Here is a 17,118-nt window from a genome sequence, read left to right as displayed (position 1 = left end):
AATGATCGGAGCGTGACGATCGACGGACCTACCAGGGGCGGCTCGACCGAGACCGAGGACCGGATCCTCGAGGTCGCGCTGGAGGTGCTCGGGAAGGACCCCGGTGCGAGCATGACCGCCGTCGCCACCGCCGCGGGCGTGGTCCGCCGCACCGTCTACGGGTACTTCCCCGCACGGTCCGATCTCGTGCTCGCGCTCACTCGACGCGCCGCCGGCGACATCGCCGGCGCGCTCGAGGACACCATCGCGAACGACACCTCGGCCCGGGCGGACGAGCTCTGGGCCCGCTTCGTCGGACGCCTCTGGCCACTCACCGACCGCTACCGGGTGCTCGTCACGCTCCGACGCGGCGAGTTCGGGGAAGACATCCACGCACTGCTCCGGCCGGTCGATCGAGCCCTCGCCGACCTCGTCGAACGCGGTCACACGGAGGGGGTGTTCGGGCGCCACCTCCGGGCGGACGTGCTCAGCCAGGTGGCGTGGTCGGCCGTGTTCGCCATCGCCGACCACGCGACGGACGGGCGGCCCGCAGCGCCGGGGGAACCCGGGGCGCGGCCCGCGATCGTGACGAGCCTGCTGATGCTCGGCGTCCCCGAAGGTCGTGCCGCCAGCCTCGCCGACGGGGCCGACGAGTTCGACGAGCCCGACGACTCCATCACCGGCTGACGCGGATCGCCAGGACCGAGCGCTGCGAAGGCCCACAGGTGCCGCCAGGAAGCGACGATCGCTCGGACTCTCGGCGTGCGACCGGTATAGCGTCTGGGCCGCGCCGTCGCTCGGCGTCCCGACACCCGAACGGAGCGCACACCGTGGACCGGATCCGACGACTTCCCCTCCCCGCCCTCCTGCCGATCGTGTTCGTCGTCGTGGGCGCCCTCTACTTCCTCCTGGGGTTGTTCAGCAACCCGTCCGGCATGCACGTGGTGGCGCGGCTCATCGGAGCGCTCTTCTACGCCGTCGCGATGACCGCGTTCTTCGGCATCGCGATCGCGATCCGACGACGGCGAGCCGGCGGAGCAGACGCTGTCAACGCCATGCGGCACACGATCCGCACGGGCGAGCTCCCCGCCGATGCCGACACAGCCGCGTGGACGTCCGAGCTCGAGCGCTACCGCGTCCGCTACCGTCGGAACCGTTGGTCGGTCCCGGTGATGTTCGTGCTCTTCGCCGCGCTGAGCGTGTACCTGGCCGCGTCGGTCAGCCCGTTCTGGTGGCTGTTCCTGCTGTTCTTCGTCGGGTCGTGCGCGTACGCGATGTGGGACACGCGACGGGCGCTCCGGAACCTGGACACCGCGATCGCCGAACTGCAGCGCCGTCCGGTCGGAACCGGCGCGGCGACCGGCGCAGCGGTGCCAGCACCGACCGTGGGCGCGTCGTGGACCCTCCCGGAATCCGTGGATCGGGACCGAGACTCGTAGCCCCGGGCGGCGACGGGTTGCTCCGAACCACGTCGACGACGTCGAACCAGCCCCGGGGCGTGGTTCGGTGTCGCATCCGTGGTTCGACCTGCGCCATCGGGCGTCCCGCCAGGACCGCGGCCGGCGTCACCGCCAGGTCCGCGCCACCACCCAGCCGTCCCCGTCGGGCGCGATGTCCACCACGACGACGTCGTCACCCCCGTCGGCACTGACCTGGAACCGCCACCCCACCGTCCGCTCCGGCGCGTGCGTCATCGCGGTCGGCAGGAACTCCGCCGTCGCGGTCAGCCGCGTCGGGCTGTCACTCACCCGCCACCGACGGTCGCGCCAGACCATCCGCTGCGGCACCCCGCGCTCCCACCACACGGTGGCGACCTCGTGCGTGAGCATCATCCCGACCTCCTGATTCGAACGTGTGTTCGAATGCTACGCGGTCGGAGCGACACCCGCGCTCCCCGGCGTACTGTCCGTCCCATGCCCGCACTCATCGACACGTTCACCCTGTCCAACGGCCTTCACATCCCGAAGATCGGCTTCGGCACCTGGCAGATCCCGTCCGGTGACGACGCCTACGACGCCACGAAGACCGCGCTCGAGCTCGGCTACCGGCACATCGACACCGCCCTCGCGTACGGCAACGAGGCGAGCGTCGGCAAGGCCGTCCGGGACAGCGGCATCCCCCGCGACGAGCTGTTCATCACCACGAAGCTCCCCGCCGAGATCAAGACCGCGTCGGGTGCGCGCGACGCGTTCGAGGAGTCGAGCCGCAACCTCGACCTCGGACACGTCGACCTCTACCTCATCCACGCGCCGTGGCCGTGGTCGGACATGGGCAGTGACCACCGCGACGGCAACGTCGAGGTCTGGAAGGTCTTCGAGGAGCTCTACGACGCCGGCCGCACGAAGAGCATCGGCGTGTCGAACTTCGTCGTCGCGGACCTCGAGGACCTGCTCGGTCGCACCGACGTGGTCCCGCACGCGAACCAGATCCGCTGGTTCATCGGCAACACGCAGGACGAGACGACGGCCTTCGACCGCGAGCACGACATCCTCACCGAGGGCTACTCGCCACTCGCCACCGGCGGGCTGCTCGAGAACGCCGAGATCCGCGACATCGCGGCGAAGTACGACAAGAGCGTCGCGCAGGTCGCGATCCGGTACCTGCTCGAGAAGGACGTACTGCCGCTGCCGAAGTCGACGACCCCGTCGCGCATCGCGGAGAACGCGGACGTGGACTTCGTCCTGTCGACGGAGGACGTGGCCGCGCTGGACGCGCTGGAGGACACGACGGACTGACGTCGGTCGCGGACGCGACCAGGAAGCCGACGGGAGGCGCGGTGCCAGCTGGCACCGCGCCTCCCGTCCGTCGTCGCGGAACGTTTACACAACGCCGCGTCCCGTCACGAGGACGAAACAGACGGGCAACGGCGACGACACAGCAGCGCACGACACTTGCCTTACCTGTCGCTCGACAGGTACCCCGCGAAAGGTCAGGCAGCCATGCGCTCTCCCGAAGCTCCGCTCCACGCACCACGCGCCACCACGTCCGCCGACACGCAGGGCCTCGCCCGCCTCGGCTACGAACAGGAACTCCACCGCGGGGTCGGTTCGTTCTCGTCCTTCGCCGCCGGGTTCTCGTTCGTGTCGATCCTCACCACCGTCTTCCAGCTCTTCGGTCTGGGCTTCGGGCTCGGCGGCGCGGCGTTCTTCTGGGCCTGGCCGCTCGTCTTCGCCGGCCAGCTGCTCGTCGCGCTGAACTTCGCGCAGCTCGCCGCGCGCTGGCCGATCTCCGGCGCGATCTTCCAGTGGTCGAGCCGGCTCGCGGGTGCCCGGTTCGGGTGGTTCACCGGGTGGACGATGATCATCGGGCAGGTCCTCACCGTCGCGGTCGCCGCCATCGCCGTGCAGGCCGTCCTCCCCGCGATCTGGAGCGGCTTCCAGGTGGTGGGCGGCTCCGGCGCCGACCCGTCGCTGGCGTCACCGACGGGTGCCGCGAACGCGGTGGTCCTCGGGCTGGTGATGCTCGTCGTCACCACGGTCGTCAACATCCTCAGCGTGCGACTCATGGCGCGTGTCACGAGCTTCGGCGTGCTCGTCGAGATCATCGGCGTCGTCGTGCTCATCGTCGCGCTCTTCCTGCTGCCGCACCGGTCCCCGGCCGTGGTGTTCACGACCGAGGGGTACGCCGGCCCGACGAACGAGCCGTACGTCTGGGCGTTCCTGGCGTCGTCCCTCATGGCCGCCTACGTGATGGTCGGCTTCGACTCCGCGGGCGAGCTCGCCGAGGAGACCCACAACCCGAGGCGCACCACCCCGAAGACGATCATCCGCGCGCTCACGGTGTCCGGCCTCGGCGGCGGACTGCTCATCATCGGTGCGTTGATCGCCGCGCCGAGCCTGACCGACGGCAAGCTCGCCACCCAGGGGCTCGCGTGGGTGATCACGTCCGCGCTCGGTGACGTCTTCGGACGCCTGCTCCTCTGCACCGTCGCGGTCGCCGTGTTCGCGTGCACCCTCGCCGTGCAGACCGCCGGCGCACGCATGGTCTTCTCGATGGCCCGCGAGCAGGCGCTCCCCTTCCACCGCACCCTCGCCCGGGTCTCGCCGCGCACGGGCACGCCGATCGCGGCGTCCATCGTCGTCGGGGTCGGCGCGGGCCTCGCCCTCGCGATCAACATCGGGCAGTCCGCGATCTTCACGGCGTTGTCGAGCCTCTGCATCGCGATGCTCTACCTCGCCTACCTCGGCGTGACCGGCCCACTGCTCGTGCAGCGCATCCGCCTCCGCCGGACCGGGCTGCCCACGGGGGTGGACGAGGACGGGAAGCCACTCTTCACGCTCGGCCGGTGGGGCATCCCGGTGAACGCCCTCGCCGTCGTCTTCCAGATCGGCATGGCGGTCAACCTCATCTGGCCGCGCCCGGAGATCTACGACCTCACCGGGCACTCCTGGTGGCTGCAGTACAGCGCCCTGCTGTTCATCGGCGCGGTCCTGCTCGTCGGGTGGGCGTGGTCGTCGTGGCGCCACCGCGCCCACGGCCCGCTCGCGCTCGCCGAGGTCCCGAACACCGCCCCGGTCCCGACGAGCGCGACCGCGACCGCGACCGTCGAAGCCTGACCGGCCCACCCCGACCCGCCCGACCCGACCCACGTCTGCCACGAACGGACCAGCATGCGCGACCTCCACCAGACCGACAGCGTGACCGCCTCGCGCTCCGATGCCCGAGCGCAGTCCGGATCGCAGTCCGAGTACATGCCGTACCTGCCGGCGTCGACGTCGCCGTTCGCCCCGGACGGCGTCGACCCCGCGCAGCTGGTGTGGGCGGAGACGGTCGCGCCGGGCGGGTACACCCACAAGGTCCTCGCCCGGGGGTCCCGGATCCGGTTCGACGACCCGACCGGCGACGCGTGCGCCAACGTGCTCGTGTTCAACGCCCTCGAACCGTGGGAGCGGCTGAACGTCGCCGACACCCAGAAGATCCCGTGGCAGGCGTACCTCGGCCAGGGCTCCCCGCTGCTCAGTGGTGACGGCCGGGCGCTGGCGAGCATCGTCGAGGACACGTCCGGTCACCACGACGCCTTCTGCGGCACCTCGACCGACGCCTGGAACGAGCGGAAGTACGGCGACGCCGCTCCCGAGGGGCCGTCGCCGAGCGGGCGGTCCCTGTTCGCCAAGGCGGCCGCCAAGCACGGGCTGACGAAGCGCGACCTGCCGCCGAGTATCTCGTTCTTCCAGGGCGTCACCGTCGACCTGGAAGGCGCGATGACGTTCACGGGCTCCGCCGGCCCCGGGTGCCGCGTCACCCTCGTCGCCGAGCTGCCGCTGCTGGTGCTCGTCGCGAACGTCGCGCACCCGATCGACCCACGGCCGGACTACGCCGTCGGCCCGCTGCGTGTGCACGCCTGGCGCGGGGAACCGACGACGGCCGCCGACGAGCGGTTCTCCGCGACGCCGGAGCTCACCCGCGCCTACCTGAACTCCGTCGACTACGCGGAAGCGCGAGGCTGCTGATGACCACGACGACCACGACCGTCCCCGTCGGCGCCGTCCACGCACCCGACGTCCCGCTCGACTGGAGCGAGTCCCTCGTCCCCGGCACCGTCGTCCGCGACGACCGGGTGGCCCCGCTCGCGCCGTGGTCCGCCGTGGTCCGTGCCGGCGAGGTGCTCACCATCGTCGACGTCGGTGGCAACCAGAGCGCCGACTGCCTCGTCTACGACGCCCACGACCCGGACGAGCGGTACAGCGTCCCGGACACCCTCGCGGCGCAGGGCAATGCCTACGTCCGCACCGGCACCGTCCTCATGTCGAACGAGGGCCGTCCGCTCATGACCGTCGTCGGCAACGAGATCGACCGCCAGGACACCATCGGCGGCGCGTGCTCGAAGGAGTCGAACACGCTCCGGTACGGCCACCACACCCAGTACCAGCACGGCTGCCGGGAGAACTTCCTCGCCGAGGCCGGCCGGCACGGACTCGGCGCCCGCGACCTCGTGTCGAACCTCAACTGGTTCATGAACGTCCCGGTCGAGTCCGACGGCGCCCTCGGGATCGTCGACGGGATGAGCGCACCCGGCAAGCGCGTCGCCGTCCGGGCAGAGCGCGACGTCCTCGTGATCGTCTCGAACTGCCCGCAGATGAACAACCCCTGCAACGACTTCTCCTGCACGCCCCTCCGAATGATCGTGGTCCAGCCGTGAGCGCCTCCCTCTCCACCGACACCCTCCTCGTCGCGAACCGCGGCGAGATCGCCCGCCGCATCATCCGCTCGGCCAAGGCGCTCGGCATGCGCACCGTCGCCGTCTACTCGGACGCCGACCGCGCCGCCCCGCACGTCCGCGAGGCCGACGTCGCCGTCCGGCTCGGCCCGGCGCCCGCACGGGAGTCCTACCTGCGCATCGACGCCGTTGTCCAAGCGGCGCTCGACACCGGCGCGGGACTCGTCCACCCCGGCTACGGCTTCCTCTCCGAGAACACCGACTTCGCCCGCGCCTGCGAGGACGCCGGCATCCGGTTCGTCGGTCCGACCTCGGACCAGATCGTGCAGTTCGGCGCGAAGCACACGGCCCGGGAGCTCGCCGCCGCCGCGGGCGTCCCCATGCTCGCCGGCACCGGACTGCTCGCGAACGTCGAGGACGCCGTGGAGCAGGCCGAGCGGATCGGGCTGCCCGTGATGCTCAAGGCCACCGGCGGGGGCGGCGGGATCGGCATGCAGGCCTGCTCGACCCTCGACGAGGTCCGCCAGGCGTACGCGAGCGTCGAGCGCACGGCGACAGCCGCGTTCGGTTCGGCCGGGATCTTCCTCGAGCGGTTGGTCCGGCCGGCGCGACACGTCGAGGTCCAGCTCTTCGGTGACGGCGAGGGTCGCGTCGCCGTGATCGGCGACCGCGACTGCTCACTCCAGCGACGGAACCAGAAGGTCATCGAGGAGGCACCGGCCCCGGCGCTTCCCCAGCGGGTCCGGGAGGCGCTGCACACGTCAGCCCGTCGGCTCGCCGAGAGCGTCGGGTACCGCAGTGCCGGCACCGTCGAGTTCGTCTACGACCCGGTGCGCGAGGAGGCCTCGTTCCTCGAGGTCAACACGCGGCTCCAGGTCGAGCACCCCGTCACCGAGGAGGTCTACGGCGTCGACCTCGTCGAGCTCATGCTCCGGCTCGCGCGCGACGGTGCCGCCGGCATCGACGACGCCGTCTTCGACGAGGAGTGGACCCCGACCGGCCACGCCGTCGAGGCTCGCGTGTACGCCGAGGACCCGGCGAAGGGTTCCCTGCCCTCGAGCGGCCTCGTCACCCAGGCCGTGTTCCCCGAGCGCCCCGGGATCCGTGTGGACGGCTGGGTCGAGACCGGATCCGAGGTCTCGGCGTTCTACGACCCGATGCTGGCGAAGGTGATCGCCACGGGCGAGACCCGCGACGACGCCCTCGACCTGCTCCGCGACGCCCTCGGCGACACCCGCGTGGACGGCATCGTCACGAACGCCGGGCTCCTCCGGACGCTCGCCGACGACCTCGAACTCCGCACCGCGACGCACTCGACGTCGACGCTCGACGAGACCGACGACCCGGACCCCCGGATCGACGTGGTCGTCCCGGGCACCATGACGATGATCCAGGACCTGCCGGGCAGGGTCGGGTACTGGCAGGTCGGCGTCCCGCCGAGCGGCCCCTTCGACGCGGCGTCCTTCGCCGAGGCGAACCGCGCGGTCGGCAACCCGGACGGTGCACCGGCGCTCGAGATCACGGCGAGCGGTCCGACGCTCCGGTTCTCCACCGCGGCCGTCGTCGCACTCACCGGGGCGCCGGCACCGACCACGCTCGACGGCGAAGACGTCCCGCTCTGGGAGCCGGTCGACGTCGCAGCCGGTCAGACGCTCGCCATCGGCACCGCGGCGGGGCCCGGGCTCCGCAGCTACCTCGCCGTGCGTGGTGGCTTCGACGTCCCGACCTACCTCGGCTCCGCAGCCACGTTCACACTGGGCGGATTCGGCGGCCACGCCGGTCGCGCGCTGCTCGCCGGTGACGTCCTCCGCCCCGGCTCACCGGACTCCGACGCACCGCACCCCGCGTTCCCCGCCGGTGCGCGCCTCGGTCTGGTCGGCGGCCCCACCCCGGACGACCGTCGCACCGCGCTGACGGACACGTGGGAGATCGCCGTCACCGAGGGCCCGCACGCAGCGCCCGACTTCTTCACCCGCGCCGACCTCGACGTGTTCTACGCCACCGACTACGGCGTGCACCACAACTCGGCGCGGACCGGCATCCGGCTCATCGGCCCCCGGCCGGGCTGGGCGCGGACCGACGGCGGCGAGGCCGGACTCCACCCGTCGAACATCCACGACACCCCCTACGCGGTCGGTGCGATCGACTTCACCGGCGACACCCCGATCATCCTCGGCCCGGACGGGCCGTCACTCGGCGGGTTCGTGTGCCCCGCCGTGGTCGCGAGCGGCGACCTCTGGAAGCTGGGCCAGCTGCGCCCGGGCGACACCGTCCGGTTCGTGCCCGTCCGCGAAGCCGACGCCGCCGCGCTCGAGGCGAACCGCGCCTCCCGGACCGTCCCCCGCACCGGAGGTGACGGCGACGACGGGGTGATCGCGCGCCTGGACGCGACCGACGCCCGACCGGCGGTCGCCTACCGACGCGACGGCGACGACAACGTCCTCGTCGAGTACGGCGACATGACCCTCGACATCGCCCTGCGGATGCGGGTGCACGCACTCATGACGCGGTTGCAGGAGGAGGCTCCGAAGGGGATCCTCGACATCACACCGGGCATCCGGTCGCTCCAGGTGCACACCGATGCGAACGTGCTGAAGGCGAGCACGATGGCGGGGCTGCTCCGCGAACTCGAGGACGAGATCCCGCCGACCGACCAGCTCGTCGTGCCCTCCCGGACGGTGAAGCTGCCGCTGTCGTGGGACGACCCGGCCACGCGGCTCGCCATCGAGCGGTACATGAACGGCGTGCGGAACGACGCCCCGTGGACCCCCTGGAACATCGAGTTCATCCGCCGGATCAACGGCCTCGACAGCGTCGACGACGTGTTCCGCACGGTGTTCGACGCGAGCTACCTCGTGCTCGGGCTCGGCGACGTGTACCTCGGCGCCCCGGTCGCGACCCCGCTCGACCCCAGGCACCGTCTCGTCACCACGAAGTACAACCCGGCCCGGACCTGGACGGCGGAGAACTCCGTCGGCATCGGTGGCGCCTACCTCTGCATCTACGGCATGGAGGGGCCCGGCGGCTACCAGTTCGTCGGTCGCACGGTGCAGATCTGGAACCGCTTCCGCCGCGGCGGACTGTTCCAGGACGACCCGTGGGCACTCCGGTTCTTCGACCGGATCGAGTGGTACCCGGTGGGTGCCGACGAGCTGCTGGAGCTCCGCGCCGAGACCGACGCCGGCCGTGGGGAGTTCGAGACCGTCGACGGCGAGTTCTCGATCGCGTCCTACAACCGCTTCCTGTCCGAGAACGCCGGCTCGATCGCCGACTTCCGCGCCCAGCAGGCCCGCGCGTTCGGCGAGGAGAAGGAGCGGTGGCGCGCCTCCGGGGAGTTCGACGTGCGGGACGAACCCGCCGTGGTGCTGCCGGACGAGGTCATCGTGCCGGCCGGGGCCACGGCGGTCACCGCACCGTTCACGTCGACCGTGTGGCAGGTGGACGTCCGGCCGGGCGACCGGGTCGACGCAGGCCAGAAGATGCTCGCCGTGGAGGCGATGAAGATGGAGTCGATGGTGCACGCACCGGTGGAGGGACACGTGTTGGAGGTCTACATCAAGCCGGGCGACCAGGTCGCCCCGGGACAGGTCCTCGCCGCGATCGGAGCGGCAGCGTGAGCCGCGCTGCCGCGGCCCGCGCCGACGGTGCCGCCGCCCGTGTCCACGACGCCTACGACCGGATCGACGCGGTGGACCGCCCCGAGGTCTGGATCACCCTCCGTGACCGGGACGCCGTCCTGGCGGAGGCCGAAGCCGTCGACCCGACGCTCCCACTCGCCGGACTCCTGTTCGCCGTGAAGGACAACATCGACGTCGCCGGGCTCCCGACCACCGCGGCCGCCCGGTCGTACGCCTACGAGCCGACGGTCGACGCCACGGCCGTCGCCCGGCTGCGGGCCGCCGGCGCGGTCGTGGTCGGCAAGACGAACCTCGACCAGTTCGCCACCGGCCTGGTCGGCACGCGGTCGCCGTTCGGCGCCGTCCGGAACGCCTGGGACCCCTCCCGCATCTCGGGCGGCTCGTCGAGCGGATCCGCCACCGCGGCCGCCCTGGGGATCGTGGACTTCGCGCTCGGCACCGACACCGCCGGCTCCGGGCGGGTGCCGGCAGCGCTGAACCACCTGGTCGGCGTGAAGCCGACGAAGGGCATCGTGCCGAACACCGGGGTCGTCCCCGCCTGCCGCTCCCAGGACTGCGTCACCGTCTTCGCACCCGGGCTCGACCGCGCACGGACGGTCGCGGAGCTCATGGCGGGCCCGGACGGCCGTGACCCGCTCGCCCGCGAAGACCTCGCCCTCGCCGACCTGCCCGCGGTCCCGCGGATCGCCATCCCGCTGCCCGCGCAGCTCGAAGGACTGGCACCCGGGTGGGCAGACGCCTTCGGGTCAGCAGTCGACCGGTTCCGTGCGCTCGGCCACGAGGTCGTCGAGGTCGACATCGCCCCGCTCCTCGACGCGGCCGCGCTGCTGTACGACGGCGCCTTCGTCGCCGAGCGGTACGCGGCGGTCGGCGCCCACATCGACGCGCACCGCGACCTGGTCGGCGACGACCTCGACCCGACCGTGGCGGCGATCGTGCTCGGTGGCGCGACCCCGACCGCGGCCGAGCTCTTCGCCGACCAGGAGCGCCTGGACGCGCTCGGCGCCGCCGGACGGATCGCGCTCGAGGGCACCACCGCGCTCCTCACCCCCACCACGACGTGGCACCCCACCCTCGCCGAGGTCGCGGCGGACCCGGTCGGCGCGAACAGCCGGATGGGTCGGTACACGAACTTCGCGAACCTGCTCGACATGGCCTCGATCGCCGTCCCCGCCGGGTTCGTCGACGGGCTGCCGTTCGGCGTGATGCTCACCGGGCCGGCGTTCACCGATCGTCGTCTCGCGGCACTCGCCGCGGCGTTCGCCGCACCGACGGTCGACCTGCTGGTCGTCGGTGCGCACCTGCGGGACCAGCCGCTGAACGGCCAGCTGGTCGCGGCTGGCGGGACGTTCGTCCGGGAGGCGCGCACCGCCTCCGACTACCGGCTGTACGCGCTCGACACGGTCCCACCCAAGCCCGGGCTGGTCCGGACGCCGTCCGACGCGGGCACCGGCGGCATCGCCGGCGAGTTGTGGCGGCTCCCCGCCGCGGGCTTCGGGACCTTCGTCGCCGCCCTGCCCGCGCCGATGGCGATCGGCACCGTGACGCTCGCCGACGGGTCGGACGTCACCGGGTTCACCGTCGAGTCCCACGCCGTCGAGGGTGCCGAGGACATCACCCACCACGGCGGGTGGCGCACGTACCGCGAGCACACGGTCGGAGGACGCTCGTGACGGCCGGCTGCGAGGATGGCGGCATGCCCGCAGACGACCGGCCCGCCCGCCTCGGCCGACCGAGAGCCCAGCCCGACACGGCGTCCGGGCTGAGTCCCCGGGACCAGATCCTCGACGCGGCCGCCGCCCTGTTCGTCGAGAACGGGTTCAGCGCCACCTCGACGCGCGCGATCGCCGAGCGGGTGGGCATCCGTCAGGCGTCGCTGTACTACCACTTCGCCGGCAAGGACGACCTGCTCGTCGAGCTGCTCACCACTTCGGTCCGGCCGAGCCTCGACGTCGTCCGCGGCCTGGTGGACAGGGTCCCGGGGTCGGTCTCCGCCGCCGGTGCGCTCGCCGCCCTGGTCCTCATCGACGTCGACACGCTCGCCCGCACGCCCCACAACATCGGCACGCTCTACATGCTCCCCGAGGTGCAGGGCGACCGGTACGACGGCTTCCGTGCCGACCGGCAGGAACTCCAGGACACGTACGGCCGACTCGGGACACTCGCCGCGACCGCCGACATCCGTGCCACCGTGACCCCGGAGCGGCTCGGCGGGATCCTCATCCAGCTCGCCGAGACGGTCATCCAGCTGCGTCGCGACCGCGAGGTCGACGACCAGGACCGCGAGGCGATCACCGGGACGTGCCTCCGCGCGTGCGGCCTCACGCCCGACGCCGTCGCCACCGCACGACGGGACGCCACCGCGCTGCTCACCGCAGCGAGCGTCTGATCCCCCGTCCCACGCTCCCACACGCTCCGCTTGAACCGAGGACCAGCCATGACCGCACTCGCCACGCCCCGTCCGCTCGCCGACGTCCTGCTCCCCCGCACCACCGCCGTCAGCACAGCGCTGGTCGTCGGCGGAGCCCTGCTGACCGCCGGTGCCGCCCAGGTCTCCGTCCCGCTCTGGCCGGTCCCGATCACCGGACAGACGCTCGCCGTCCTCCTCGTCGGAAGTGCCCTCGGTGCCCGTCGCGGAGCCCTCTCGATGCTCGTCTACGCACTGCTCGGAGCGGTCGGGCTGCCGGTCTTCGCCGGGGGCGACGCCGGTGTCGGGGTGCTCGTCGGACCGACCGGTGGCTACGTCGTCGGGTTCATCGCCGCCGCAGCGCTCGTCGGCTGGGTCGCGGAGCGGTTCGGGGACCGAACGCTCCGCGTGGCCCTGCTGTCGTTCGCACTCGGCACCGTCGTCACCTTCGCCGCCGGGATGGCCTGGCTGGCGGTGTCGCTCGGGCTCGACGTCCAGCAGACGGTGGCGTACGGGCTCACCCCGTTCGTCATCGGTGGTGTCGCGAAGACGCTGATCGGCGCCGGAGTGGTCTCGCTCGGGTGGAACGTGGCGAACCGGCGCCGCGACGCCCGCCGCTGACGGACACTGCAGTCGGGAACACGCGGGCGCCGACGCCGGTTGCATGGTGTGGTGCCGCAGCCAGCGGCACGAGAGCCCAGGAGGCCACCATGACCACCACCGAGACCGCCATCCTCGCCGGAGGCTGCTTCTGGGGAGCGCAGCAGCTCCTCCGCCGTCGTCCGGGCGTCATCAGCACCCGCGTCGGCTACTCCGGCGGCGAGGTCGAGAACGCGACCTACCGCAACCACGGTGACCACGCCGAGTCCGTCGAGATCGTCTTCGACCCGTCCGTGATCTCGTACCGCGACCTGCTCGAGTTCTTCTTCCAGATCCACGACCCGTCGACGAAGAACCGGCAGGGCAACGACGTCGGCCGCAGCTACCGTTCGGCGATCTTCTTCACCTCACCCGAGCAGGAGCAGGTCGCCCTCGACACCATCGCGGACGTCGACGCCTCCGGCATCTGGCCCGGCAAGGTCGTCACCGAGGTCGTCGCGGCCGGCCCGTTCTGGGAGGCCGAGGAGGAGCACCAGGACTACCTCGAGAAGTACCCCGCCGGCTACACCTGCCACTTCGTGCGTCCGGGCTGGAAGCTCCCGCACCGCGACGAGGCGACGGCCGCCGTCTGACGGCCCGGGCGGATCAGCGCGATCCGCCCAGCAGTTCCAACCAGTCCCCGGGCAGGCGGTCAGCCGGCCCGGGGACCGACTGTTCCACCGGGTGGCTCGTCGGCGCCGCGAGTTCGAGCCCCTCGAAGCGGGTGTCGTCGCGGTAGTCCCACGCCCAGGTCTCGCCGGGCTCGTAGCTCTGGATGACGGCGTGGCCGGTCTCCTCCCAGTGCCGGGTGGCGTGGGTGTTCAGCGAGTCGTCGCAGCAGCCGACGTGGCCACAGGCGGCGCAGCGGCGCAGGTGCACCCACCACGAGCCCGTCGCGTCGCACTCGACGCAGCCCGCTCCGCTGGGCGCGACCTCGGGGTGGATCATCTCGTCCTGGTCCGTCATGCTGCCCATCCTGCCCCGGGCGGCCCAGCCGCGCCGATCAGCCGCGCGGCACCAGTGCGTCGATCGCCGCGAGCTCGTCGTCGGACAGCGGAGCACCCGCGAGCGCGTCGAGCGTGCCGTCCAACTGCCGGACGCTCGACGCCCCGACCAGCGCCGACGTCACGGCCGGCTGCCGGAGCACCCACGTGATGGCGAGCTGCGCGAGCGTCTGCCCGCGCGCCGCGGCGATGTCGTTCAGCGCCCGCACCGTCGTCAGGTAGTCGTCGTCGATCCGGTCGGCGCCGAACCACCGGCCCTCCGCCGCACGGGAGCCCTCGGGCACGGATCCGTCCAAGTACCGGTCGGTGAGCAGGCCACCCGCGAGCGGTGAGAACACGATCGCCCCGGTCCCGAGCCGTTCGAGCTCGTCGAACAGGCCGGCCTCCGGCGTGCGCTCGAACATGCTGTAGCGCGGCTGGTGGATGAGCAGGTGGACGTTCTCCGCGGCGAGCGCCTCGGCCGCGGCGGCGGTCTGCGCCGGGTCGTAGTTCGAGATGCCGGCGTAGAGGGCCTTGCCGGAGCGGACCGCGGTCACGAGGGCGCTGACCGTCTCCTCGATCGGGGTCTCCGGGTCCGGGCGGTGCGAGTAGAAGACGTCGACGTACTCGAGGCCGAGCCGTCGGAGCGACTGGTCGAGCGAGGCGAGCATGTACTTCCGGGAACCACCGTCGCCGTACGGACCGGGCCACATGTCGTACCCGGCCTTGGTCGACACCACGAGCTCGTCCCGGAACGGACGGAGGTCCGAGTCGAGGATGCGGCCGAACTGCTCCTCGGCCGACCCCGCCGGCGGACCGTAGTTGTTCGCGAGGTCGAAGTGCGTCACACCGCGGTCGAACGCGTGCAGCACGATGTCGCGCTGCGTGGCGAGCGGACGGTCGGCGCCGAAGTTGTTCCACAGCCCGAGCGAGATGCGCGGGAGCAGGAGTCCGCTCCTCCCGACGCGCTGGTACGGGAGCCGCTCGTAGCGGTCGTCGGCGGGACGGTGGAGGTCAGGCATCGTTGCTCGTTCCGGTTCGGTGACAGGCCGCGGACGACGCTACCGTGTCCGCGCTACCGCCAGACGCGGCCGGCTACCTCGACCACGCTGCGCACCTTCGCCCACTGCTCGTCCTCGGTGAGCACGTTGCCCTCCTCGGTGGAGGCGAACCCGCACTGCGGGCTGAGCGCCAGCTGCCGGAGCGGGGCGTGCTCGGCGGCGTCCCGGATCCGCTGCTCGATCACGGCGGGGTCCTCGAGCTCGCCGGTCTTCGACGTGACGAGGCCGAGCACCACGACCTGGTCGCCCTCGGGCAGGAACCGCAGGGGCTCGAACCCACCGGCCCGGTCGCTGTCGTACTCGAGGAAGAAGCCGTCGTACCCGGTGTTCCCGAGGAGCTGTTCCGCGACCGGCTCGTACCCGCCCGACGCGATCCACGTCGACCGGAAGTTGCCACGGCACACGTGCGTGGTGACGACGAGGTCCTCGGGTCGGCCGTCGAGGACCCGGCGGATGATCGACGAGAACCGCTCCGCGATGCCGTCGGTGTCGATCCCGCGCTCGCGCGCCTTCGCCATCTCGACGTCGGAGCAGGCGTACGCCCACGCGGTGTCGTCGAGCTGCAGGTACCGGACGCCCACGGCGTACAGCGCGGCGATCGCGTCGCGGTAGGCCTCGACGAGGTCGTCCGTGATCGCATCCCGGTCGGCGTAGTGGTCGGTGCGGATCTGGTCGGCGTCGAGGCGGAAGTCGAACACCGTCGGGGCGGGGATCGTGAACTTCGGGGTGAGTCCCCGTGCCTCCGCCTCGGCGACGACGAACGCGGCGTCCTGGACGAACGGGTGGTCGGCGGGGAACGACACCGGCCCGGTGACGCGCATGCCCTTCGGCGTGGTGGTGACGCCCTGGAACGCGATGCCGTGGTCGAGCTCGACGACCTCAACGCCGGTCAGGCCGCCCCAGAAGTCGAGGTGCCACCAGGCGCGACGGGCCTCACCGTCCGTGGCGAGCTCGAGGCCGGCGGCCCGCTGAGCGTCCACGAGCGCGCGGATCGACTCGTCCTCCACACGGCGGAGTGCTGCCGCGTCGAGGTCACCGGCGGCGAAGGCCGCTCGGGCCTCCTTGACCGGTGCGGGTCGGAGGAAGCTGCCGACGACGTCGGCTCGGAAGGGCGGGCGCGGGGACATCCGTCGATGATACCGAGCGGAACGACCCCACCCACGGCACCACGGCACGCCGGTACGGTGAGCGGATGGGCAAGGTCACGCTGCAGGACGTCGCGGAGCACGCCGGCGTCTCGATGAAGACCGTGTCCAACGTGGTGCGCGGCTACCGGCACGTCAGCCCGGCGATGCGTGACCGGGTGCAGGCAGCCGTCGACGAGCTCGGCTACCGCCCGAACGTCTCTGGCCGGACCCTCGCCACGGGTCGGTCGAACATGCTCGCGTTCGCGTTCCCCGACCTCCGACGCCCGTACTTCGCCGAGCTCGCCCACGTGTTCTCGCGCGTCTGTGCCGAGCGCGGCTACCAGCTCCTGCTCGAGGAGACCGGCGACTCGGCGGACGGAGAGCGGTCTGCGGTCCGCGGCCGTGAGGCGGGGGTCGTGGACGGCGTCGTCATCCACCCGCAGATCCTCTCCCCCGAGTCGATCGACCGGGTCCGCGGGGACACCGCCGTGGTGTTCCTCGGCGAGGACGTCCGGCCGCCCTCCGCCGACCAGGTCGCGATCGACAACGCCCGCGCCGCTTCGGACGCGGTCGCTCACCTCGCGGCCCTCGGGTGCCGCCGCATCGGGTTCTTCGGGCACGAGTCCGGCCCGGAGTCGAGGACGTCCGGCTTCCGGTTGGACGGCTACCGGACGGGGCTCGCCGCCGCCGGACTCACCGCGGAGTTCCTCGTCCCGCGCGAGGTCGGGGACGCTGCCGGCGCCGAGGACGCATTCGGCCGCGCGCTCGACGACGGGCTCGACGTGGACGGGCTCCTCTGCCGTGACGACCTCGCGGCCGTGGGCGTCCTCCGCGCCATGCGGCTGCGCGGCCTCGAGGCACCGCGCGACATCGCGGTGATCGGCTGGGACGCCATCGAGATCGGGTCGAGCCTCGCGCCCAGCCTCACGTCCGTCGCCCCGGACACGGTCGCGCTCGCGGAGACCGCGCTCGACCTGCTCGTCGAGCGGATGGACGGCGTCGAGACCGCCGGTCGCTACGTGACCGTCGGCCACCGGCTGCTCGTGGGCGAGAGCGCACCGTACCCGGACGGTTCGACTGATCCCGCGGCGCACCGACGCGCGTGAGGATGAGACTGGAGGCGCGGT

At 72.2% G+C, this 17,118-nt stretch carries 16 protein-coding genes; 12 read left to right on the top strand and 4 right to left on the bottom strand.

All coding sequences use genetic code 11. The features are described 5' to 3' along the window. Nucleotides 1-12 precede the first annotated feature (12 nt). Both FS825_RS16775 and FS825_RS16770 read left to right on the top strand, forming a co-directional pair. On the top strand, nucleotides 13-666 hold the full coding sequence (locus tag FS825_RS16775) for a TetR/AcrR family transcriptional regulator (RefSeq protein WP_144715268.1): 654 nt from the start codon (nucleotides 13-15) through the stop codon (nucleotides 664-666). 143 nt (nucleotides 667-809) lie between these two features. Then, nucleotides 810-1,418 carry a hypothetical protein gene (locus FS825_RS16770; protein WP_144715266.1) on the top strand — a complete coding sequence of 203 codons (609 nt, stop codon included), beginning with the start codon at nucleotides 810-812 and terminating at the stop codon, nucleotides 1,416-1,418. Nucleotides 1,419-1,544: 126 nt separating this feature from the next. Here FS825_RS16770 and FS825_RS16765 read toward each other — a convergent pair whose 3' ends face one another. Then, nucleotides 1,545-1,811, bottom strand: a complete 267-nt coding sequence (locus FS825_RS16765) for a hypothetical protein (RefSeq protein ID WP_144715264.1) — start codon at nucleotides 1,809-1,811, stop codon at nucleotides 1,545-1,547. Between the two features lie 81 nt (nucleotides 1,812-1,892). On the opposite strand from FS825_RS16765, the gene FS825_RS16760 reads away from it, so the two are divergent. The 9 genes from FS825_RS16760 to msrA all read left to right on the top strand — a co-directional run bounded on the left by FS825_RS16760 (nucleotide 1,893) and on the right by msrA (nucleotide 13,413). Further along, nucleotides 1,893-2,714, top strand: coding sequence for an aldo/keto reductase (locus FS825_RS16760; protein ID WP_144715262.1), 822 nt, complete (start codon nucleotides 1,893-1,895; stop codon nucleotides 2,712-2,714). A gap of 204 nt (nucleotides 2,715-2,918) precedes the next feature. Further along, nucleotides 2,919-4,535, top strand: a complete 1,617-nt coding sequence (locus tag FS825_RS16755) for an amino acid permease (RefSeq protein ID WP_144715260.1) — start codon at nucleotides 2,919-2,921, stop codon at nucleotides 4,533-4,535. A 54-nt stretch (nucleotides 4,536-4,589) separates the two neighbouring features. Next, nucleotides 4,590-5,429: an urea amidolyase associated protein UAAP1 gene (locus FS825_RS16750; protein WP_144715258.1), complete on the top strand. Its 840-nt coding sequence runs from the start codon at nucleotides 4,590-4,592 to the stop codon at nucleotides 5,427-5,429. Further along, nucleotides 5,429-6,118, top strand: a complete 690-nt coding sequence (locus FS825_RS16745; protein ID WP_144715256.1) for an urea amidolyase associated protein UAAP2 — start codon at nucleotides 5,429-5,431, stop codon at nucleotides 6,116-6,118. The genes FS825_RS16750 and FS825_RS16745 overlap by 1 nt, the downstream gene beginning before the upstream one ends. Continuing rightward, entirely contained in the window at nucleotides 6,115-9,753 is a 3,639-nt protein-coding gene (uca, locus tag FS825_RS16740) for an urea carboxylase (RefSeq protein WP_144715254.1), read from the top strand. The genes FS825_RS16745 and uca overlap by 4 nt, the downstream gene beginning before the upstream one ends. Then, nucleotides 9,750-11,447, top strand: coding sequence for an allophanate hydrolase (gene atzF, locus FS825_RS16735; RefSeq protein WP_144715252.1), 1,698 nt, complete (start codon nucleotides 9,750-9,752; stop codon nucleotides 11,445-11,447). The genes uca and atzF overlap by 4 nt, the downstream gene beginning before the upstream one ends. A gap of 23 nt (nucleotides 11,448-11,470) precedes the next feature. After that, nucleotides 11,471-12,163 (top strand): TetR/AcrR family transcriptional regulator, encoded by a 693-nt coding sequence (locus tag FS825_RS16730; RefSeq protein WP_144715250.1) that lies wholly within the window; start codon nucleotides 11,471-11,473, stop codon nucleotides 12,161-12,163. Nucleotides 12,164-12,211: 48 nt separating this feature from the next. After that, the gene (locus FS825_RS16725; RefSeq protein WP_144715248.1) at nucleotides 12,212-12,802 is read left to right on the top strand and encodes a biotin transporter BioY; all 591 of its coding nucleotides are present in this window, start codon (nucleotides 12,212-12,214) and stop codon (nucleotides 12,800-12,802) included. 89 nt (nucleotides 12,803-12,891) lie between these two features. Then, the gene (gene msrA, locus FS825_RS16720) at nucleotides 12,892-13,413 is read left to right on the top strand and encodes a peptide-methionine (S)-S-oxide reductase MsrA (RefSeq protein ID WP_144715246.1); all 522 of its coding nucleotides are present in this window, start codon (nucleotides 12,892-12,894) and stop codon (nucleotides 13,411-13,413) included. A 13-nt stretch (nucleotides 13,414-13,426) separates the two neighbouring features. On the opposite strand, the gene FS825_RS16715 is transcribed toward msrA, so the two are convergent. The 3 genes from FS825_RS16715 to FS825_RS16705 are packed head-to-tail and all read right to left on the bottom strand — an operon-like array spanning nucleotide 13,427 to nucleotide 15,991. Then, nucleotides 13,427-13,786 carry a UBP-type zinc finger domain-containing protein gene (locus FS825_RS16715; RefSeq protein ID WP_144715244.1) on the bottom strand — a complete coding sequence of 120 codons (360 nt, stop codon included), beginning with the start codon at nucleotides 13,784-13,786 and terminating at the stop codon, nucleotides 13,427-13,429. A gap of 37 nt (nucleotides 13,787-13,823) precedes the next feature. Next, on the bottom strand, nucleotides 13,824-14,825 hold the full coding sequence (locus tag FS825_RS16710; RefSeq protein ID WP_144715243.1) for an aldo/keto reductase: 1,002 nt from the start codon (nucleotides 14,823-14,825) through the stop codon (nucleotides 13,824-13,826). A gap of 53 nt (nucleotides 14,826-14,878) precedes the next feature. After that, nucleotides 14,879-15,991 carry a 5-methyltetrahydropteroyltriglutamate--homocysteine S-methyltransferase gene (locus FS825_RS16705; RefSeq protein ID WP_144715241.1) on the bottom strand — a complete coding sequence of 371 codons (1,113 nt, stop codon included), beginning with the start codon at nucleotides 15,989-15,991 and terminating at the stop codon, nucleotides 14,879-14,881. Nucleotides 15,992-16,056: 65 nt separating this feature from the next. On the opposite strand from FS825_RS16705, the gene FS825_RS16700 reads away from it, so the two are divergent. Continuing rightward, the gene (locus FS825_RS16700) at nucleotides 16,057-17,097 is read left to right on the top strand and encodes a LacI family DNA-binding transcriptional regulator (RefSeq protein WP_144715240.1); all 1,041 of its coding nucleotides are present in this window, start codon (nucleotides 16,057-16,059) and stop codon (nucleotides 17,095-17,097) included. Nucleotides 17,098-17,118: the final 21 nt, after the last annotated feature.

This window comes from Curtobacterium pusillum (assembly GCF_007680845.1).
GTDB lineage: Bacteria > Actinomycetota > Actinomycetes > Actinomycetales > Microbacteriaceae > Curtobacterium > Curtobacterium pusillum_B.
The sequence above is the reverse complement of the archived record's forward strand: the minus strand, read 5'-3'. Positions and strand labels throughout refer to the sequence as shown.